The organism is bacterium, from assembly GCA_040755795.1.
Taxonomy (GTDB): domain Bacteria; phylum UBA9089; class CG2-30-40-21; order CG2-30-40-21; family SBAY01; genus JBFLXS01.
Genome location: JBFLXS010000001.1, coordinates 25,484 through 51,245, shown reverse-complemented (window position 1 = coordinate 51,245; position 25,762 = coordinate 25,484). Strand labels below are relative to the sequence as shown.

The following is a 25,762-nucleotide window of genomic DNA, read 5'->3' as shown; positions in this document are numbered from 1 at the left end:
TACTGCTTATGGTTCTTTCTCAACTAAATTTACTATTACTACTCAACATTTTGGGACGCATACGGTTAAAGTAAGTTCTACTTATGGAGAGTATTTTGAATCTATTGGTAGTGTAGGAATTACCTCTAATCTATTCCTATTCTCACCACAAAGCGGAACAGTAGGAACAATAGTTACCATAGCCGGGAATGGATTTGGTGCCACAGAACTTATCCAGATAGATTTTGGAACTAATGTTACTTTATTAACTACTTCAACCTATGCAGAAGGGTCATTCTCCACTACATTTACTGTTAATACCCAGCCTTATGGCACGACAACACTTAAGGTTACAGGACTTGGTAGTCAACAGTATGGGACGGTATCAGACTATTTCTTCAAGATTTACTCAAATATAATCTTGTTTACTCCGACCATTGGCTCTGTAACCACAGTAGTTACAGTGGCAGGTAATGGTTATGGGGCAAGTGAGGAGATTTCGATTACAATTAGTGGAGGTGGAATTGCCGAGAGTATACGAGGAACTATATCTACTACTGTTTTTGGGTCATTTAGTACTACATTTACCATAGATAGACGAATGTATGGGTCAAAGACTGTAGAAATGAAAGGGACGCTCACTCAACAGATAGGCACTCGAACATTCAAGATACTTCCAAGAATTTATTTGGTCTCGCCAACTCAGGGTTCAGTAGGCATAACGGTAACAGTGTGGGGTGATGGTTATTATTACGATGGGACACATCTGAACGCAGTTTTAGACTTTGGTAATGAGATAGATAAATATGAGTGGCTGAGGATAAATAATGATGGGAGTGTTGATAAAGCCGATACACCTGGTTATTTTACCTTTGTGATTGATAAATCTCAGCCGTATGGGACTACGACCATTACAGTTCATAACAAGGACTCAATAAGTGAAGGAACTCCTACTGCTTACTCAAGTTTCTTTATTTTACCGGATATCTGGAAGGTTGAGCCACCAGAGGGTATTGTGGGAACAATTATAACTATTTGGGGTAGGGGCTATGGCAACCAGGAGCAAACAAGAATAGATTTTGGGACGAGACAGAGTATAACGATTGCTGTAGCTGAGGAAGTAGGGTCATTTAATGTTACCTTTACTATTGATACACAACCTTATGGAACAACAACTATTATAGGTAGAGGAAATACCTATAAATATCCGGCAACTAAGACCTGTAGGATATTACCCAATATTATTTATTTGAATCAACCAGCAGGACCTGTGGGAACAGTGCTTACGGTAAGTGGTAATGGATTTGGGTTATCCCAGACTATAAGGATAAAATTTGGGACGACTCCTACGATTAATACTATTAGCAGTACTCAATATGGGTCATTTACGATTACCTTTACCGTAGATACGCAGGCGGCAGGCACCTGTACGATTACTGCCTATGATGATGTTAATGGAATTTGGGCGGCAACCACTACATTCCAGGTTCAGGCAAGGATTTATCAAATTACTCCAACAAGAGGCAGTGTAGGAAGTTATGTTACTATTTCGGCAGATGGGTTTAAGAGTAATGAGTCTGTGCGGATAAGTTTTGGGGATAAGACAACAATTACTATCGTTCCAGCCAGTCAGGTATCTGGTGGAACATTTACAACGAAATTTACTGTGGATACCCAACCGTATGGGACGAAAACTATTTGGGCTTATGGTTTAACATCCGGGTTACCTACGAATGAAGGGACATTTACTATCATCGCTAATATTATCGTAGTTACACCATCTAAAGGCACAGTAGGAAGTGTGGTTACCGTAGCCGGGAATGGGTATGGGATGACCGAGAATATCTGGATAGATTTTGGGACAACACAGAATCTGGTCACTGGCACGCAAACTATAAGTAGTGCGGTAACTACAGCCTATGGCTCATTTACTCTTACCTTTACTATAGATACTCAACCTTACGGGACAACAACAATTGTGGCTAAAGGTGCTGCAAGCGGAGAACGGGCAACTAATACTACTACCACACTGCCATTTGTAATCCAGCCAAAGATTATCAATATCACACCAACTGCGGCTACAGTAGGTAGTGTAGTTACAGTATCTGGTAATGGGTATGGTTTATCAGAAACTATCCTCTTTAAGTTTGGCACTACAGGAACATTTACTACAGGCTCTGCGACGGTGAATGGTTCATTTACCTTGACATTTACCGTAGATACTCAGCCGTTTAGTACAACAACTATCAGGGCAACTGGTGAGATTTTTGGTGAAACAGCCGCAACAACTACATTCCGTATCCAGCCAAATATCTTTTTAGTTACGCCTACAATCGGGACCGTAGGTAGCTATGTGACTATATATGGGAATGGATATGATACCTCTGTGAGTATAAATGTTAAGTTTGGGACAATAGCAGATATAGTTTTGACAAGTGCAAGTGTGGATGGGTCATGGACGGTGAGATTTACGGTTGATAGTCAACCGTATGCAACGACAACTATTGTGGCGAGAGGTAGTAGATATAATGAGCAGGCAACGAATACATACTTTATTACACCTAATATTATTCTTGTTACACCTACTACGGGGACGGTAGGGACTTCAGTAACGGTAGAAGGAACAGGCTATCCATCTACGGGGTATATAGCTATAGATTTTGGAACAGTGCAAGGGGCAGGAGCATCATCTCCATCATGGGCTGATGACGAGTGGGAATGGCATATTAGGAGTATGTCGTCAGACTATAATAAGGGTTTAATAAGATTAGTATTTGAAGTTGATACACAACCTTACGGGACAACCTCTATAACTGCGGTATGGAAGAATCAGGGATGCCCATATACGGATAAATATTATAATATTTCTGCCAAGGGGACATTTAGTATAAGACAGAGGGTTGTATTTGTTACTCCTACCTCAGGTTCAGTGGGGACTATTGTTACGGTAAGAGGTGATGGGTATCGGGCAAGTGATACGGTGAGAATTGACTTTGGTGACCCAGCTCAGGGAGGAATGCAAGGGATTACCATAGGTTCAAGTACTGACTATGGTTCATTTACAATTACTTTTACAGTAAATACCCAATTTTATGGAATAAAGACTATTAAAGCGTTGCATATTTCTCCTTATCTATCTGAGGAAGGCACTTTTTGTATAACGGCAAATATTATTTTAGTTACGCCAACAGAAGGGGTGGTGGGGAGTGTTGTTACGGTAATGGGTAATGGTTATGGTCAAAATGAATTAGTCAGGATTAAATTCGGTACGAATCCCACTATTACTTTAGTCTCTACTGATCCTACAAATTCTGGATATTACGGTTCATGGACAACTACATTTACAGTGGATACACAAAAGTATGGAGATACGGATATTGTGGCATATGGGTTTGATACAGGGGCGGTTGCAACTCGAACCTCGCCTAATACATTTAAGATAATATCACAAATAACCTTAATTACGCCGACAAAAGGAACAGTAGGAACAAATATAACTATAAGTGCCACAGGGTATCCTAATGAAGTAGTAGGTATTTTCTTAGATGCTCAGGTACTGCCTATGTTATCTCCACCAGCCAATGGTTCTTTCACTTATATCTTTACAGTAGATGATCATCCATTTGGCTCAAGGACCGTTACCATTAAAGATGCGCCTCCTTTTAATGCATTACATTATAGAGTATTCTATATAATTCCTAATATTATTTCAACTACACCTACTATCGGGACGGTAGGAACAATTGTGACTATTAAAGGTAAGGGTTTTGATATAGAAGAAAAGATAAGGATTCAATTTGGTATTACTACTACTATTATTACAGTAACATCTACTCCAATAGTAGACGCAGAGAATACATTGGGGGGGACATTTAGTGTTACCTTTACTATTAATACCCAGTCTTATGGGACAACAACAATTATTGCTTTGGGTTTGAATTCACAATACGAGGCTACATCTACCGTCTTTATCTTACCTAATATTATTTCAATTACACCTACTTCAGGAACGGTAGGGACAATAGTAACTATTTATGCCAATGGTTATACTGGAAGTCAATTACTGCAGATAAGATTTGGGACTACTTTGACTATCACGACTGTAACTGCCTTTGCCTCAGGGTCAGTTACCACAACCTTTACCGTAGATACTCAGCCGGGGACGACTACCATTTGGGCAATAGATTTAGCCTCAGGTGCATCTGCTACCTATACTTTCTATGTTTTACCTCGTATCTTTGAAGTAACACCTTCCTCAGGAACAGTTGGGAGTAGAGTTACATTATCTGGTGATGGATATCAAGGAGGAGAATCGCTAAAGGTTAAATTTGGTAATTCACAATTTGTTGGAACACAATTATATCCAAATGGGGCTACTGCTACTTCTTCCGGCTCATTTACAGTTGCTTTTGATGTTAATATACAATGCTTTGGGACCAAAACTATTGTAGTTATAGGTCAGGGTTCTGGTCGTCAATCGGAGAAGTTCTTATATGTGATTATGCCAAAGATTACTAATGTCGCTCCTTCTGAGGGAACCATTAGTTCTAATGTTACTATTACGGCAAATGGTTATGGAAATAATGAACAGGTGCATATATTATTTGGGACTACGGGAACGATTACAATTACTACTCCATCATCAGAGGGGACATTTAGTGTTAGTTGGACTGTAAATGAACAACCCTATGGAACAACGACTATAGTTGGTATTGGACTTAGTTCCTATCCGTGGTATGGTGATTGGGAAACAGGTGAAGGACACGGCACCTGGACTTTTGTAATTAAAGAAAAACTTACTTTAGTTACTCCGAAAACAGGGACAGTGAGTACTATTGTTACTATACAAGGAAATGGATATGGGGCATCTGAATTAATACAGATTGCATTTGGGGTTGCAGGAACGATTAATACTGTAACTTCAAATAGATTTGGGACATTTACGGTTACCTTTACTATCGATACCCAACCTTATGGTTCTACAACAATTACAATTTTTGGGGTAGGTTCTGGTAGGGTGCTTTATAGTGATTTTAAGATTACACAACGGATTAGAGAGATTTCACCTTCAATAGGTACGGTAGGTACAAATATTACGGTTTATTTTGATGGATATCCTAGTGGAGAAATATGGCTTAAGCGTGAATTTGGGAAGACAACTTTACCTGATATTGTTAAGAACACTACTGATGGTGAAGATAAATTTTCGTTCGAGGTAAATTCTCAATGTGCAGGAACTACAACAATATCAGTATATCTAATAGGAAGTGAGTATATTAGAGCGACTAATACATTTATTATTATCCCTCGTTTATTAATTACTACACCTCTATCAGGTTCTGTAGGCACGGTGGTTACGGTAGAGGGTGCAGGATATGGGGTGACGGAGATGATAAAGCTTGATTTTGGGACGACAGAGAGTATTACTACAGGAATTACTACAAGTGAAGATGGGACATTTACTACCCAGTTTACAGTAGATATTCAGCCAGTTGGTATTACTACCGTTAAGGCAACCGGACATAAACTTAGGGCTTCAAACTTTAATTGGGCTTCTGCTACCACAACATTTATCATTACCAGTAGATTGACCATTACACCGACATCAGGCACAGTAGGTAGTTGGGTGACGGTTAATGGGCAGGGGTATCAGGCATCTGAAACTATTCGGGTGAGCTTTGGCAGGACATTTACGATTGCCGTAACTACGGCTGATTACACCGGGTCATTTACTACTACCTTTACTATTGATACCCAGCCAGCAGGGTCAACGACAGTTACCTCAACGGGCATAAATAGTGGTGGGTCATTTACTGTGACATTCTTTATCAAGCCAAATATTATTCTGGTGACGCCTCTGTCCGGGACAGTTGGGTCTCAAGTTACGGTGCGAGGTAATGGCTATAGTGCCACTAATCTGGTTCAGATAGATTTTGGCACTACACCTTCGGTGATTATTACCTCTACTTATTATCATGGTTCATTTACGGCTGTCTTTACGATTACTACCCAACCTTATGGCTCGACTACTATCACTGGTAGAGATAGGGGTATTCCTGGTGAATCAGCCTTTGACAGGTCATTTACAATTCTACCTAATATCATCGCTATTACTCCAACTCAAGGTTCGGTAGGAACGGTTATTACTGTTAGTGGTAATGGTTATTCTGCTACGGATAGCATTCGTATAGATTTTGGGACCAGTCGGACAATTCAGACGGTTACATCTGTAGCACAGGGTAGTTTCACCACTACATTTACCATAGATACTCAACCATACGGGGTTACTACTTTCACTGCTTATGGTAGAGGCACGGGCACAGAGATAATTAATTCTGCGGGGACAGTTACTATTCTGCCAAATATTATCCTGATTACACCTACATCAGGGACAGTCGGGGCAATTATCACTATTTGTGGTAATGGCTATGGTGCAAGTCGGACTATTCGGATAGAATTTGGGACCAGTCAGACAATTCAAACTACTTCAACCTACGCTCGAGGTTCCTGGACTACTACCTTTACTATAGATACCCAACTTTATGGGACAACCACAGTTCGGGCACATCAGGTTGATGGACAGGCACCATCTCGGGAAGGGACGATTACCATTTTACCAAATATTATTTTAATCACACCAACATCTGCGACTGTAGGCAGTATAATTACCATTGCTGGTAATGGTTATGGTGCAAGTCGGACTATTCGGATAAAGTTTGGGACCAGTCGGACAATCCAGACTACTTCAACCTACGCTCGAGGTTCCTGGACTACTACCTTTACTATAGATACCCAACCTTATGGGACAACTACGGTTGGTGCTCATGGTGATGACCAGGATTTACATCGTTACGGATCATTGAGTATCGAATCAAATATTATTTTGATTACTCCGACACAAGGGACGGTAGGGTCAATAGTTACGGTCAGTGGGAATGGATTTGGGGCATCAAAGACGATTAAGCTCAATTTTGGCAGAACACCTACTATTCAAATTACCTCAAGTGAAAAATATGGTAGTTTCACAACTACATTTACCATTACTACGCAACCGTGGGGGATAACGACCATTAAGGCGTATGGTAGTGAACAAGCAGTTGGAACATATTGCATACTACCAAATATCATTCGAATTACACCAACATCCGGTACAGTAGGGGCAGTAATTACTATCAGTGGTAATGGCTATCATAGTTCACAGACGGTGATGATAGAATTTGGCACGACCTCCAGTATCCAATTTGTTACCTCTGCCTACGAAGGGTCATTTACCACTACATTTACTATTACCACTCAACCTTATGGGACGACAACGGTGATTGCCCACGGATATGACCCGCATATCCAGGCAGAAGGGACAGTGAGTATTTTGCCCAGGATTATTTTGGTTACGCCTCTAACTGGTGTAGTGGGAGATAGGATTACGGTTAGAGGTAATGGATTTGGTGCGACGGAGAAGATTTATATACATTTTGGGACAACTAAGACAATAAATACAACAACTACTGAGGCTTATGGTTCATTTACGACCTGGTTTAGCGTCGATACACAAATGTATGGGTCAACAACTATTACGGCGGTGGGAAGTGTAACCGGTGTTTTAAACTGGGATTATTTCACGATTATAGCACGGATTATTTCGGTTACACCAACTACAGGCACAGTAGGAAGTTGGGTTACGGTTAAAGGAAATGGTTATAAGACATCGGAGACAGTAGCCATACATTTTGGAACGACACGGACGATTACTACCACTCATGTCAATGGGCTTGGGTCGTTTACAGTTAAATTTACCGTAGATACTCAGCCTTATGGAACGACGACTATCATTGCTTACGGAACAGAATCTACGATTTCGGATGATGACCTGTCTTTCTCTATTCAGCCAAATATTATCTGGATTTCACCTCAAGAAGGAACGGTGGGAACAAAGGTTACAGTCAGTGGGAATGGTTATAGTGCGAGTCGGACAATTCGGATAGCATTTGGAACCATTCGGACTATTCAGACGGTTACATCTGTAGCACAAGGTAGCTTTACCACTACCTTTACCATTGATACTCAACAGTATGGGATTACCACGATTACTGCTCATCAGGATAATATAGGTATAAAATCGTTGGGGACATTTACTATCTTGCCCAATATCATTTTAGTCACACCAAAACAGGCAACGGTAGGAAGTATAATCACGGTTAGGGGTAATGGTTATGGGGCATCACATACGATTCGGATAGATTTTGGGAGGACTCGGACGATTCAGACAACCTCGACTTATGCTGAAGGGTCATGGACAACCACATTTACCATAGATACCCAGCCTTATGGGACAACAACGATTATGGCAGAAGATACAGGATTTGCGGCGGGGGTAGTAGCTTATGGTAGCACAACTATCTTACCAAATATTATCTATATCTCACCAACTTCAGGCACGGTAGGGACTATAATTACTATTAGGGGTAATGGCTATAGTGCATCAAATACGGTCAGGATAGAATTTGGGACAAATAGGACTATTCAGACAACTTCGAGTTATGCAGAAGGGTCATGGACAACCACATTTACCATTGATAGTCAGCCGTATAGTCTAAAGACAATTGTTGCCTGGCAAGATAATATTGTTAGAAAGGCAGAAGGGACATTGACTATTCTACCAGAATTATTCTATGTTACTCCAACTCAAGGAACGGTGGGCAGTATTATCACTATTCGTGGGACAGGGTATGAGGCATCGGTAGCGGTGCGGATTGCGTTTGGGACGAATAGGACTATTCAGACAACATCAAGTTATGCAGAAGGGACATGGACAACCACATTTACTATTGATACACAACCGTTTGGCACTACTACTATCACGGCTTATGGGCAGGATGAAGGAAATGTTAATGCCAGCAACCGATTAAAGATACTGCCAAATATCACAGTAGTTTCGCCAGGTGCGGGCACGGTCGGGACAATAATTACTTTACGCGGTAATGGATTTGGGGCAACGCATTTAATTCGGATAGATTTTGGGACAATTGTTACTATTCAGACTACCTCAACCTATGCCGAAGGGTCATTTACCACTACCTTTACCATTGACACCCAGCCTTTTGGAACGACTACGATTAGGGCAACGGATGTCCAGATTATTGATGAGCTGGTATTTGCCACGCAGACTTTGACTATTCGACCGAATATAATTTTTGTTACACCAACTATTGGCACGGTAGGGAATATAATCACGGTTAGTGGTAATGGCTATGGTGCTACGGAGTCAATACATATCAATTTTGGCACAAAGCGGACAATTACTTACTGCACTTCAACTGCCTTTGGTTCATTCACGACAACATTTACCATTGATACTCAACCTTATGGCACAACCACGATTACCGCTGTTGGTATAAGGATAGGGACATCGGCTATTTCTTACTTCCATATTCGTCAGCGGATAATTTCGTTCACGCCAACAACCGGGACAGTAGATACGCGGGTAACCTTGCGTGGTAATGGTTATGGGTCAAGCGAGGTTATCCGAATACAATTTGGCACAAATCGCACTATTGCTTTAGTTACGGCAGAAACTTGCGGGTCATTCACCACTACCTTCAGCATCGACACTCAACCGTATGGGTTAACTACTTTGCATGCAGTTGGACTGACTTATGGTTCATCAGCTATTTCAGGGGTTGATGGGACACATACTATGGAGCATTTCTTTATTAAGCCACGAATTACTTTAGTTACTCCAGAGAAAGGTTCAGTAGGAGAATGGGTAACTGTATATGGAGATGGATATCCTTCAGGAGAGTTTTGGTGGGTAATAATTCGTTTTGGGTTAAACGATAGCATAGTTTATAAGGAACCTTCTCTTTATGGAACGTTTGCTATTTCATTTACTGTAGATACTCAACCTTTTGGTACTACGAGTGTAATATCGAGATGTGCACCAACGATACCAGAAATGCCAGAAGATAAGTTTCGTATTTTACCTAAAATTATTTCAATTACACCTGACAATAATCCTCCTGGGACTTTGATTACTGTTCAAGGAAATGGATATGGTGAATCGGAACCAATCAGGATAGATTTTGGGACAAAAATGACTATAGCAATGACGACAGCAAGTCCTGTGGTGGATAATTCAGGTGGGACATTTGCAGTTACCTTCAATGTGCCTGTATTAGAAGGGGAACAGACAATTACGGCTACAGGGTTATGGTATAGAGAATCAGATACCTGGTTATATCATATTACCGCAAAAATTGAAATAAGTCCAAAATCAGGGACAATAGGGATTATAGTGACTGTAAATGGTAATGGATTTGGGGCAACTGAACTGGTGCAGATAGATTTTGGGACAATTGCTACTATTAATCAGATAACTACGAGTGATGAAGGAACATTTACTCAAACATTTACTGTAGTAACACAACCAGGAACAACTACGATTAGAGCTTATGGACTTTCATCTCAAAGAGCGGCAGTTGAGTCATTCATCGTTCTGGGTAAGATTAGCTCTATTACACCTACTTTTGGGACAGTGGGGACAACAGTAACGGTCTTTGGAGAAGGGTTTGGAAGTGAGACAATCGTACTTGATTTTGGGACAACATTTGGGAGGGCAATCTTTGGGAGTAATTATCTGGGGACATTTACTACTGACTTTAATGTTGATACACAACCTTATGGTATTACAACTATTGTTGTTAGAGGTCAGACCTCTGGACATAGAGGAACTTATACCTTCACTATATGGGCAAATATTATTTTAATTACACCAAAGAGTGGAACGGTAGGAACTATAGTAACGGTAGCGGGTAATGGTTATGGAGCGACAGATGACATTCGTATAGACTTTGGCACAACTCCAACGGTGGTTACTACCTCTACTAATAAGAGCGGAACATTTAGTGTTACATTTACTGTTACCACTCAACCTTGTGGGACTACTACTATTAAAGTTGATGGGGCTAATTCAATGTATTGTATAGGTAGTTTTACTATTCTGCCAAATATTTGGATTACTCCTGATACTGGAACGGTAGGGTCTTTTGTAACTATATGGGGAAATGGATATGGAGTAGAAGAAATTAGAATAGACTTTGGTAAAAAGCAGAGTATTACAGTTGTTAATGCAGCGTCTGAAGGAAGTTTCACTACTACCTTTACAATAAATATTCAACCATATTCATGGAAGACAATTAAAGTTACAGGTGTTATCTCAGGAGTAAATACTAATGTATTGTTCTTTATAACTCCTAATATTTCATTAATATCACCCTCTTTGGGTACAGTTGGAATAATAGTAACTGTTGAAGGTACTGGGTATGGTGCTAAAGATGAACCTATTAACATATATTTTGGGAATAAAAATTCAAGAGTAGCAAATGATCTTCTAGGAGAAAATGATAACGGATTCTTTTCACTAACATTTAATGTAAACACTCAACCATATGGGGTAAAAACAATAAAGGCTACCGGTATCTCAAAAGAAAGTAGGGGTACTTTTACTATTTTACCTAATATTTGGATTACTCCTGATGCGGGTACAGTAGGGAGTTTTGTAACAGTAGGTGGTGATGGATTTGATACGACGGAATTGATTCGAGTTAATTTCGGTTCAACACAGAGTATTACCCAGGTCATTTCTACAGGGATAACTGATAATGACCAAGCTGCAGGTGGAACATTCTCCATTACCTTCACTGTTGATTCTCAACCATTAGGAACACGAACTGTAAATGTGTATGGGCATGATATTCATCTTGATAGGCAGAAGCTATTTACTATTGAACCGAAGGTTACATCTGTTACTCCTGCTTTTGGGACAGTAGGGACTGTTGTGACTATAACAGGTAATGGTTATGGGGTAACTGAAGGAATTCAGGTTGATTTTGGTGGGCATAAGACTATAACTATTACCACTACAAATGCTAATGGGACATTTGCAACTACCTTTACTATTGATACCCAAGCATTTGGGACTACATCTATAATTGCTACAGGACTATCGACACAAGGTGAAAATTATATTAATTTTAAGATTATTCAGAAGATTCTTAGAATTACTCCTACTTCTGGAACTGTTGGTTCCTTTGTAACAGTATTTGGTGATGGTTATGGTCAAACTGAGACTATTCACATACATTTTGGTACCACACATACTATAACAAATACAGCGAGTAATCATGCCGGGTCATTTAGTGTTACATTTACTGTAAATGCCCAGTCGATAGGTATAACAACTATTCTTGCTTATGGCATAACCACAGGTAATACTGATTTTTCTTATGCCACATTTAATATTACCAGTAAGATAGCCATAACTCCAACATCTGGTACAGTGGGTAGTTTCGTTACAGTACAGGGAGATGGATTTAAATCAAGTGTGTTGATACATATTGATTTTGGTGCAGAACAGGATATTACTACCATTTCATCAGATGCCTGTGGTTCTTTTACCACTACATTTACAGTGGATACACAATTCTATGGGACAAAGACTGTTAAGGTATATGATGGTGGAAGAGAATTGACTAAATCATATAAAATAGTGTCTAATATTATATTGATTTCACCTTCGTCTGGTACGGTTGGAATTATTATTACATTGAAAGGAAATGGTTTTGTGGCAACAGATGGAATAAGGATTGCATTTGGGATGGCACAAACTGTTACCTTAACTACAGGTGATGCCATCGGTTCATTTACTACTACATTTACTATTGATACCCAAGCTTATGGAATTACCACCATTGTTGCATATAGTTCTATTCAAGATGTGTTAGCTAAAGGGACATTTAGTATTCAACCAAGAATTCATTATGTTTCTCCTGAGGAAGGGACCGTAGGATCATGGGTAACAGTGAAAGGTAATGGATTTCCTGCTTCTCAGGATATATATATTTATTTTGGTACAAAAGATAATGAAATTAAATCTGTTAGTTTTGATGAAGTAGGCACACGGGGACAATTTAGTACTTCATTTACTGTAAATATTCAACCAGCAGGTACTACTACCATTAAAATAGAGAGTTTTGGTGGAATCGTGGGTGTTATAGCCACTGAGACATTTACCATCCTCCCTGCTATTTATCAAGTAACCCCGACTGCAGGCACGGTAGGTAGTTTTGTAACCATCTTTGGTAATGGTTATGGTAGTGTAGAGCGGGTGAAGGTAGATTTTGGGACGACTCCAAGTTGGACATTTGTAACCACAGATACTAATGGTACATTTAGTGTCAGATTTACCGTAAATACACAACCTGCCGGGTCAACTACTATCACGGCTACAGGATTTACATCTAATGCTATCTATGGTTTTTATGCAACGAGTACATTTAAGATTACGCCAAATATTATTTTTATTGATAATAGAAATATCCTTCCTACTGGTATTGAGAATTATGCTTGGGTAGGACAAAGTTTGATAATCAGTGGTAATGGTTTTGGGGCGTCGGAGACTATACGGATAGAATTTGGTTCAGAAGGAAGTATGACGACGACAGATATACGATTTACTACTCCATTTGGTTCATTTACTACATACTTTACGATTAATACACAACCGTATGGGACAACTACTATTACTATTTATGGAACAAGGACGGGTGTTTCAGCAGGGACATATACCTATATTCGTCCACAGATAATTACTCCTTCAAAGATACAAACAGCTCCAGAAAGGATTGTTGGAGCAAGTGTATTTGTTGAAGGTAATGGTTTTGGTTCTTCAGAAAGAGTCAGGATTAAATTTGGTAATACACTTACTATTGCTGTGGTTACTGCCAATACAGATGGTTCTTTCTCAACTACATTTACTGTAGATACACAGAAGTATGGAAATACTAATATACATGCAATCGGTGTAACTACTGGGGCTACTACTGAGATATATGAAGGTGAGGAGAAACACGGATGGGTAAAAATAATACCCAATATCTTTTTAATTACTCCTAAAGAAGGAACGGTAGGGATAATTGTTACGGTAGCAGGTAATGGTTATGCTCAAATAGAGGATATTATGATACATTTTGGTAGTAGCAGAACTATTACCGTTACTTCTTCAGATGTTATTGGTTCTTTTACGGTTACATTTACTGTAGATATTCAAGGATATGGTATAACTACGATTAAAGCAAAAGGACAGGGTGGAAGTATTGCCGATGAGGCTGAAGGAACTTTTACCATCAAACCTTTCATTACCTCTGTTAGCCCGATATCTGGAACGGTAGGCAGTGTGGTTACGATAGAAGGTAATGGTTTTACTGCATCTCAAACAATAACGATTAAATTTGGGACTAATAATAATATTGCCACTAAGACGGTAAATGGCAATGGTTCATTTACACTTACATTTACGATAGACACACAACCCTATGGGATAACTACTATTGTTGGTAAAGGTGCTAATAGTGAACAATCTACGAATACCGTTTTTTCTATCCTACCAAAGGTATTTTTGGTTACACCAGCCGAGGGGACAGTAGGAAGTAAAGTTACAGTCTCTGGTAATGGTTATGGGAGACAGGAAAAGATAAGGATAGATTTTGGGCTTACCTTATCTATCACATTTGTTAGCTCTGAAGTTGAAGGTTCATTTACTGTTACATTTACGATTAATAGCCAAAAATATGGAACGACTACTATTATCGCTACCGGTCAGAATTCTCAATATGGGACAATTAATAGTCTCAGGATAAAAGCTAACCTTATACCTGTTTTACCTATCCCATTTGAAGGTCCTCAAGGGACTACGATAGTGCTATCAGGAACAGGATTTGGTGCCACTGAAAACATAAGGATAGATTTTGGAACTTATCCTACGATAACAACATCTATCTCAAATGCATGGGGAACATTTACAGCGATATTTACAGTCCCTCTGTCAGCTGGTACTCAGACCATTGTGGCTACCGGTAGTCAGACTCAGACTTTAGCAATTTACTATTTCTTAACAAAGGCAGGTATTAGATGGATTTCGCCTACCTCTGGCACGGTTGGTAGCTTAGTAGAAGTAGATGGTGCTGGATATGATGGAGGAGCTACTGTTACTATTCATTTTGGGATTACTTTATCAATTACCTGGGTAACAGCACAAGGTAATGCAGGAATAATTTATGCTACCTTTACCGTAACTACACAACCGGCAGGGACTACGACTATTATTGCCTATGAAACTGACAATATACAGGATGATGAATTCTTTAATATCAAAGCAAATATTGTTGAGGTAATGCCACAAGAAGGAACGGTAGGTAGTATTATCACGGTTCGAGGTAATGGTTATAAAGCATCAGAATTGATTCACATTAAATTCGGTAGTAATCCTACTATTACTACTGTTAGTTCGGTAGCAGAAGGGTCATTTACAGTCAAATTTACCATTGACACTCAGCCGTATGGAACTACGACAATAGTTGCAATAGGATTAAGTTCCTATGAACAAGCAACCAATAGTTTGAAGATTTTACCACATATTGTCTTTATAAATCCTGGGCGAGGGACAGTAGGCAGTACTATTACTATACATGGGGATGGTTATCCTGCCAATGGGAATATTCAGATTAAGTTTGGTACTACTGCTACTCAAAATCATGGTGATACATTTACTCAACATGGGTCTTTTACTATAGAATTTAATGTTGAAAATCAACCAGGTGGAACAACAACGGTGATTATTATAAGTTATACTACACAGATAGCGACAGGGAGCAGCTTCTTTATTCTGCCTAATATTACCATGGTAGATCCTGACACAGGGACAGTTGGACAGTCAATACAGGTTTGGGGAAATGGGTTTGCTCTAAATGAGAAACTAAAGATAGATTTTGGAACGACAATATCAATTACGATAACTGATTTTGACCAGGTATATGATAATAATGGAAATATTAGACCTAAGTTTAATATAGATGAGCAACCTTATGGTAGTACAACAATAGTAGTTTATGGTTTTACCTTAAAACTTCCTGCTACCAGTAGTTTGCGTATTACTTCTAATCTTTGGGTAGAGCCAGGTAGTGGCACGGTGGGGTCGGTAGTAACCGTTCGAGGGACAGGATATAAAGCTACAGAGACGATTCGGATAAAGTTTGGTAGAGTTACTACCGTGGCTGTTACATCAACTAATTTATCAGGTACCTTCTCTGCGACATTTAGTGTTGATACTCAACCCTGGGGAACAACAACTACTACAGGATATGGAGATGCACCACATAGTGCTAATGATGTAGATTCTTTCTTCCTGTTTAAAATCAACCCGCAAGTAGAGTGGGTCACGCCACAACAGGCAACCGTTGGAACTATCATCACTATTCATGGTAATGGTTATTATGTCTCAGAGGAAATTTATGTTCATTTTGGCACGACAAAGACTATTACTACGACATTTTCAAATTGGTATGGTTCATTTACTACTACCTTTACGGTTGATACCCAGTCTGGAACGAGAACTATTACTGCTATTGGTCAAACAAGTAGGACAGAAGCGGTCAAGCACTTTGGTGTCTTAGCGGTGATTGATTCAATTACACCCGTTACCGGCAGTGTTGGAACTATGGTCACGGTGAATGGTAGTGGTTATAGTCTTAATGGCCGTGTAGAAATACAATTTGGCACGACGATGACTATTACCGCTACTACTGCCAGTGAGTTTGGTGGTAGTTTCTCGGTTACATTTACCGTAGATACCCAACCTTATGGGAGAACTACGGTTGTTGCCAGAGATGTAAATACAGGAGCGGAGAGTAGAGGGACATTTACTATTGTCCCGGCTATTTATCGAGTTTCGCCAAACAAAGGTAGTGTTGGCACATTGATTACGGTATATGGCAATGGCTTTGGTAAGACAGAAAATATTGAGGTAAATTTTGGCACTCATCCAACTATTGCCTTTAGTTCAACAGATTATAGGGGTAAATTCCAGGTAGCATTTACAGTAGATACCCAAGCCTGGAATTTTATCACCACCATTACTGCTAGAGGAACCAGAACATCACAAGTAGCTACCACTAGTGTTACTGAGATAGAATATGATACATATAGTTATAGATTATTCAGGATTATACCAAAAGTTATTTTAGTTACTCCTTCATCTGGCACAGTAGGTAGCTGGGTGACAATAGAAGGTAATGGATTTAGTGTCTCAAAAGAAGTTGAGATTAAATTTGGGAAAGTAATTCATTTAGCGTCACAATATTCAAGACCTCTACCAAATATAAATGGGACATTTAGTTATACATTTACAGTTGATATCCAACCGGCGGGGATTACAACTGTTGGAGCAACGGATTTTGATGGGGGTGATGCAATAGATAATTATTTCTATATTAAAGGTGAAATTATATATCTTTATCCTCAGACAGGAACAGTTGGGGTTTCGGTAATAGTAAAAGGTAATGGATTTGATGCTTCAGAGAGTGTGCATATTCATTTTGGAACAACAATGACTATAACTACTGTTACTTCTACAGATATGGGGACATTTGCAGTTACCTTTACGATAAATTCTCAACCTTATGGAACAACCACTATTATAGCCGTTGGTCTAACCTCTCAAGAACGAGCAACTTCAAGTTTATTAACCTCCTTTAAGATTATTCCTGAGATTATTATTACACCTATATCAGGAACAGTTGGGACAATAATTACCGTTATTGGTACTGGATTTGATGCCACAACGGGTATTCGGATTGCCTTTGGTAAAACACCCACTATTACCCAAATATCAACTAATAGCGATGGCACATTTACCCTTACCTTTACTGTTGATACACAACATTATGGGAGTAAGACAGTTACGGGCATTCAATTTAATGATTTGAATAAATTTGCTAATAAAGAATTTAAGATATTAGTTCAGGTAGTAGAGGTAACTCCAATACGAGGGATAGTAGGAAGTAGTGTTAATGTTCGAGGTGATGGGTTTGGAAATGGTGAGGAGATAAGGATTGTATTTGGGGTTGGTTTGACAATAACTATTCCTGCAAGTGGTGATGGAACATTTTCAACTACATTTGCAGTCGATACCCAACCTTATGGAACAAAGACTGTCTATGTTGAAGGACAACTTTATGGCAAGGAAGATAATAGATGGACATTCTTTATTTTAGGGAAGATAACTTCCGTAAATCCATCACAAGGTTCAGTAGGAAAGATAGTGACCGTGACAGGAAATGGTTATGGAAGTTCTGAGGAAGTCCATATTATTTTTGGTAAAGATACAACCGTAACTACTACTACTACCAATGAGAAAGGACAATTTACCGGGGTGTTCACGGTTATCGCACAAACATACGGTAGTGTCACCATTACTGCTATTGGCTCATCGACAGGTGCTACGGATATATCATTCTACTGCATAGTTGGACAACTTACTTTAATTTCACCTCCAGAAGGAATTGTTGGAACTCTTGTTACGGTGCGTGGGGATGGTTATGGCTCTACAGAAATGGTCTCTATCTTATTTGGAACTAATAAGACTATTACTATGGTTAGTACAGACGCGGCAGGTGCATTTACCTCTATGTTTAGTATTGATACCCAACCTTATGGAGATACACAGATTAAAGCTATTGGTAGTAATTCTAATACTATGGCATATGGTAATTTTAAGATTTTACCTAATATAACATTAGTTTCACCATCTTCTGGAACAGTAGGAACTAAGATGACGGTTATGGGAAATGGATTTCGTGCAACTTGTGATGTAAGAATTGATTTTGGTGATAATGGACCAGGTAGAGGATTTATTATGAGTAGTGGAGGGGGAAGTTTTACGATTTCTTATGATCTCTTTGTCTCTCCAAATATGACGATGATTGATTATCCTATGGGGACGGTCACGATTAAAGCCACAAATTTAGGTTATACCTATATAACAGATATTGATTACTTTATCCTGCAACCAAATATTATCGTTCAGCCAGCTGTTTATGGAACAGTTGGATTTATAGTTACGGTAGAAGGGCATGGCTATGGTGCCAGTGAAGAGGTCAGAATTGACTTTGGTGTTACCAGAAGCATTGCTCTGGCTACGACGGATAATGTATATGCTAAGTTTAATGTTACTTTTACTATTGATACTCAGACTTATGGGAGTAAGACTGTTTTAGCTACCGGACTTAGTCGTGATGGGTCAAGTACTGCAGAATTTAAGATAATACCCGACATTATCTTTTTATCTCCAACCACCGGTAGTGTCGGCACAATAGTTACGATTAAAGGAACTGGTTATGGAGAGTTAGATGATATTCGTATAGATTTTGGTAAATCCAATACTATAACTACTACCTCTGCTCATAATAAAGGGACATTTACCATTACCTTTACAGTTGATACACAAAGTGTTGGGCAAAAGACAATTGTTGCCTCTGGTAGAAACTCAAGTTATGATGAAGGCACATTTACTATCTCTCCTAATATTATTGAGTTAACCCCAAGTTCAGGTTCAATTGGGACTACGGTAACTATAAGCGGTAATGGTTATTCAGGAGGAGCATATATAAGTATATATTTTGGTTCTACTTATCAAATTTCAATTAGTGGAACAACTACAATAGACGGAACTTTTAGCGATCAAATTGCACTCATTAATCAAGAACCTTATGGGACAACTACTATAACGGCATCTAATCCATATCCACCTAATGAATCTGCATTAGCATATTTTAAGGTTCTTGGGAATATCTATCAAGTAACACCTCAATTTGGTAATGTAGGCACGATAGTGACTATCTATGGTAATGGCTATGGGATGAATGAAGGAATTCAGATTCTATTTGGTAAATTAACTACGATTACCTATTCGACTGCTACGAGTAAGGGCACTTTTTCAGCCACATTTACTGTTAATACTCAACCTTACGGGATTACTACTATTACTGCCTATGGTAATACTTCAAAGGAACCGCATAGCGGAACATTCAATATCACCTCAAATATCACTCAAATTACGCCTACCACAGGCACAGTAGGTATTCTTGTAACGGTTACCGGTGATGGTTATGGTGCCAGTGTCCAGGTGCGGATAGAATTTGGGACGGCAAGGACGATTACCCAGGTTACTACCAGTTCAACAGGGACATTTACCATAACATTTACCGTAGATACTCAAAAATATGGCACGACAACGATTATCGCGGTTAATGATTCTGCCTTTGAACAACAAGATATAAATAGACAGTTTATTATTCAACCTAATCTCTGGGTTACTCCATCACGAGGTAGTGTAGGAACATTAATAAGTATTATTGGAACAGGATATAACCCTTCAGTCAATATATTGATATCTTTTGGTACGAAACGGATAGCAGGTGGAGATAAGGCTACTGTTACTACTTTAAGTGGTAATTTTGTCTATAATTATACAGTGGATAGTCAACCGCAAGGAACTACAACTATTATTGCCGAGGAAGATGGTGAGGTGAATGAGAAGGAAACAACATTCTATATCCTGTCACATATTTATTCTGTTAGTCCAACTTCAGGAACAGTAGGGACAGTAGTAACCATTAAGGCAGATGGGTTTGGTGGCACAGAGTCGGTCAGGATAGATTTTGGGACGACAAGAACCATTACTACTGTCTCAACCTATGCTGATGGAACATTTACGGTTACATTTACTGTTGATACACAACCGTATGGTTCTACTACGATTACCGGTTATGGCAAATTAGAGCCAGCGACTAATACATTCAAGATACTGCCGCAGGTCTTTGAACCTGTGCTTGCATCCGGGACAGTAGGTCAGGTAGTAGCTGTTTATGGTAATGGTTATGGAGCAACCGAGTGGATTTGTATTCAATTTGGGACAACACCCACTATTACCCGGACACTTTCTACTGCTTTTGGGTCGTTCTCAACTACATGGACAGTAGATACGCAATCTTTGGGGACAACAACGATTGTTGCGGTAGGCACAAGAACAGGGGCATCTGCCTCTAACTTATTTGTGATTAAACCACAACTTGACTCAATCACTCCAAGTGAAGGAACGGTAGGGACCGTCGTCACCTTGCGCGGAGTTGGGTATCAGGCATCAGAATTAGTGCAGATAGATTTTGGAACGACGCGAACGATTACTACGGTATCTGCTACGATTGATGGTAGTTGGACGACGACATTTACCATTGATACTCAACCTTATGGGACAACCACGATTAAGGCCAGAGGGATTGCCTCAGGTCTTTGGGCAGATAACCTGAGTATCAGGATATTACCAAACATTGTTTTATTTACACCTACATCAGGCACAGTTGGTTCTATAGTTACCATAGTGGGTAATGGTTATGGTGCGACACAATCAATCCGCATTATCTTTGGCACAACACCTACATTGCATACTACTTCAACTTATGCCAATGGGTCATTCTCAACCACATTTACTGTTAATACCCAACCTTACGGTCTAACGACGGTTATTGCTTATCAAGGTAATCCTATTTCACGAGAGGCAACATTTACTATTTTGCCTAATCTTATTGAATTAACACCTAATCAGGGTTCTGTTGGGACAGTAATTACTATTGCAGGTAATGGGTTTGGGACAGGAAGTATTGGTGTCAATATAGACTTTGGCACAATCTACCGCACTACAACTCCTGTTAGTCCCTTTGGCTCATTCTCCACTACCTTTACCGCACCCGTTCAAGTACGGGGAAGTCACATCGTTATGGCAACAGATACCAGTATTTCAGGTGTTTGTGCTACCCGGAGCTTTACTATCTTCCCATATCTATTCTTAGTTACTCCAACAAGAGGGACAATCGGAACAACTATTAGTATCAATGGGAATGGATTTGATGGTAATTATTCTGCTAATGTTAAGATTGGAATTGTCTTGTATAATCCTGTAACGGAAGGAGTTGCGATGCAATCAGACGGCAGTTTCCAAAATGTTTGGAGTAATAATATAAGGAGTCAACCTTATGGGACTGTAACTGTAATGGCAACCCAGACGACTGGTTTATATGCTACCAGTACATTCTCTATTCTACCAAATATTACAGGTGTGAATCCTTTATCAGGGACAGTAGGTAGTCAGGTGACGGTATTTGGTAATGGTTATAGGGCAACAAGGAGTATTCAGATTGATTTTGGGACAACTCAGAGTATAACTCTTGCTACTACTAATGATTATGGTAGTTTTACTATTAGTTTTACCGTGGATACTCAACCATTAGGAAGCGTTACTATTCTGGCAATAGATTTAGAGGCAGGGACAACTACTGCGTTCTTTGATATCATACCTCAGATAGTGGAAGTTACTCCTTCCTTTGGCACAGTAGGCAGTGTAATTACTATTACAGGTTCTGGATTTACTGCCAATGAAAAAGTCAGGATAAGTTTTGGGAATACCAATACTATAACTACTGTGAGTGCATCTTCCATAGGGTCATTTACGACAACCTTTACTGTTAATACTCAACCTTATGGTAGCACGACGGTGAGGGCTACGGATATTAAATCGAATACCTCTGCAGAGGTAAAGATATTTGTTATCCAACCAGCTATTTTCTCAATTACACCGACTTCAGGGACAGTAGGTAGTATTGTTACTGTAGCCGGGAATGGGTTTGGGGCGACACACCTTATCTATATTCATTTTGGGAACACTCCTTCTATTACTACCATTACCTCTGCGGCACAGGGTTCATTTAGCACTACCTTTACGGTTAATACACAACCCTATGGTATTAAGACGATTAAGGCACAAGATTTGAGTTGTTCAGTAGTAGAAAATACAGGTACTTATAATCTTTTACCTAATATTCATTCAGTTACACCTGATAATGGCAGTGTTAATACAAGGGTGACTATAATTGGGACAGGATTTGGAATTACCGAACAGATACATATTAAGTTTGGTACCACGCAGACGGTATCGTATGCTACGACAACTATCTCCGGGTCATGGACGACTACCTTTACCATTGATACTCAACCTTATGGTGCAACAACTATTGTGGCAGGTGGTTTGAGTAGTGGTAAAGTAGCGACTTCTACATTCTTTATTGAGCCTGATATTATTTTACTTACACCCACTACTGGGGTAATAGAAAATACCTGTATAACTATACGAGGTAATGGTTTTGGGACATCTGAGACAATCTCTATAGATTTTGGCAGGACGACAACTATTGCACAGGTTTCAGCAGAGACTTGTGGGTCATGGACACTTACCTTTAGTGTTGATACCCAGATTTATGGCACACATACCATTACGATTAAAGGATTAACCTTTAGTCAATCATTTACAAGAAAGTTTATGGTGTTACCGCGAATACATTATGTAAGTCCTACCTGGGGAAGTATAGGTACGGTAGTAACTATACGAGGAGATGGATATAGTAAGCAAGTTTGGCCGAATCCGAATTATTTAGTCATTCATTTTGGAACAATTAGAACAATTACCATTTCTGCGGCAGAACCGCTGGGATTGGTGTCTGGGATGATAAATCCATCTGATTCTGGAACATTTACTGCTATCTTTACCATTACTTCACCTCAACCAGCAGGCACAACTACGGTTGCTGTGCAATCATACAGGGCAGAGAAGGAATATAGCGAAAATATATTTGTTATTACGGGTAATATTACCTTTGTTAATCCTCAAGATGGAACTGTAGGTTGGGTAGTAACAGTTACGGGTGATGGATTTAGTGCCTCAGAGTTAATCAGGATAGATTTTGGGACAACCAGGACTATAGCCACAGTAAGTAGTAGTAATGTTGGGACATTTAGTTGTACCTTTACAGTAGATACTCAACCGGTAGGTGCAACTACTATTATTGCTCAAGGTAGAATTGCCTCTGCTACGGCTTCTTTCTATATTAAGACAAGTATTACAGCTCCTTCACCACAGACAGGAACTGTGGGAACTATTGTTACTATTCGAGGCGTAGGGTATCAGGCATCAGAATTAATTCGGATAGCCTTTGGTAATAATAATACTATTACTACTGTTAGTGCAGTAGCAGAAGGGAGTTTCACTACTACCTTTACCATAGATACTCAACCGTATGGTAATACTACTATTCTTGCTGTGGGGATGAATTCTAATGCCACTGCTACAGCTACATTTACGATAACTCATAAACTTACTATTGTTTCACCTCTTTCTGGAACAGTAGGGAGTCGGGTAACGGTGTTTGGTAATGGTTATTATCCGACCTGTGATATGCGGATTGGTTTTGGGAATAAAGATTCTGACTCATCTCCAATTGTTACAGGTAATTCTAATGGAATGGGGACATTTGCCATTACCTTTACTGTTGATACTCAACCTTATGGGATAATTACTGTTCAGGCTCGTGGTAAAAATGATGTTTTGGGTCATTTAATAGGACCAAATTCTTATGGGACATTTACTATATTAGCTAATATAAGTAGCCTTACGCCATTATTCGGTACAGTAGGTTCTTTTGTTACTATTACAGGTGAGGGATTTGGAGCAAGTCAGAGTGTAAGAATAGAATTTGGGAATAATTTGACTATTACAACTATAACTGCAAGTCCTATGGGTAGTTTCGCAACTACATTTACCGTAGATACACAGAGTTTTGGTACCAAGACAATAACTGCGGTAGATACATCAGGACATCATGCAGAGGTAGAGGGGACATATAGAATAGATGTTCATATTACTTTAGTTACTCCTAAATCAGGGACAGTTGGAAGTTTGGTTACTGTAACCGGTGATGGATATGGTGGAAGTGAATTAATTCAGATTGATTTTGGAAGTACCGCGACTATTACTCAAATAAGTACCAGTGGCAGAGGGACATTTTCAATTACATGGACAGTAGATACTCAACATTATGGAACTCATACGGTTAGGGCGTATGGCATAAATAAACAGCGGGAAGATACAGATGAGTTTAAGATTATGCCTAATATTATCTACATTAGTCCTCAAAAAGGCACAGTCGGGACTACCATAACAGTAAAAGGTAATGGTTATCCTGACGGTTTAGAGAGAATAAAGATTGATTTTGGGACACAAAGAACAGTAGTTACAGAACCTTTTGACCCGAATACAGATAATAAGGGTAGTTTTACTCTTACCTTTGTCATTACCACTCAACCTTATGGAATCACTACAATAACAGCAAGAGGTGTTAATAATCCTGTATCATCTATAGGGACTTTTGCCATTACCTCAAGAATTAGAGAGGTTACTCCTAATTATGGGACAGTTGGGTCACAAGTAACAGTTAAAGGAGATGGTTATGGTGCGACTGAACCAATTACAATACAATTTGGTATGCATACGAGTATTGGGGTAATAACATCTTTGGCAGATGGTTCATTTGTAGGGACATTTACTGTTGATACACAGGCGTATGGTTCAACTACTATTGTTGCTATAGGCACTAATCTTCCAGCAGAACATCGTGCCACTAATACCACCGATTTCTGTATCACCGCCAAATTATATCAAATTTCACCTACTGCAGGGACGGTAGGAACTAAGGTTACACTTTATGGGAATGGTTATGCTAAAGCTGAGCCAGTTCAGATAAGTTTTGGTAGCACTCAAAATATTGCTACTTTAACTGCAAATGGATTAACAGGGACATTAACAGGTGTATTTACGGTTAATACACAACCAAGAGATGTGCCTGATGATAAATTAGTGGTTGGGACAGGAACTATATCTCATCAGATAGGAACACAAACATTCAGGATTTTACCTAATGTCTATTCAGTATCACCTAATACTGGAACGGTTGGGACAAGAATAACTATTCAAGGCAATGGATATAGAGCATCAGTAGAGATTTATGTT

At 39.3% G+C, this 25,762-nt stretch carries 1 protein-coding gene (only partly in view); it reads left to right on the top strand.

Nucleotides 1-25,762 carry part of the coding region annotated (locus tag AB1414_00005) for an IPT/TIG domain-containing protein (protein ID MEW6605818.1) on the top strand (this coding region is incomplete at both ends). Its footprint runs off both ends of the window (11,905 nt to the left, 25,483 nt to the right), so 25,762 of the 63,150 annotated nt are shown.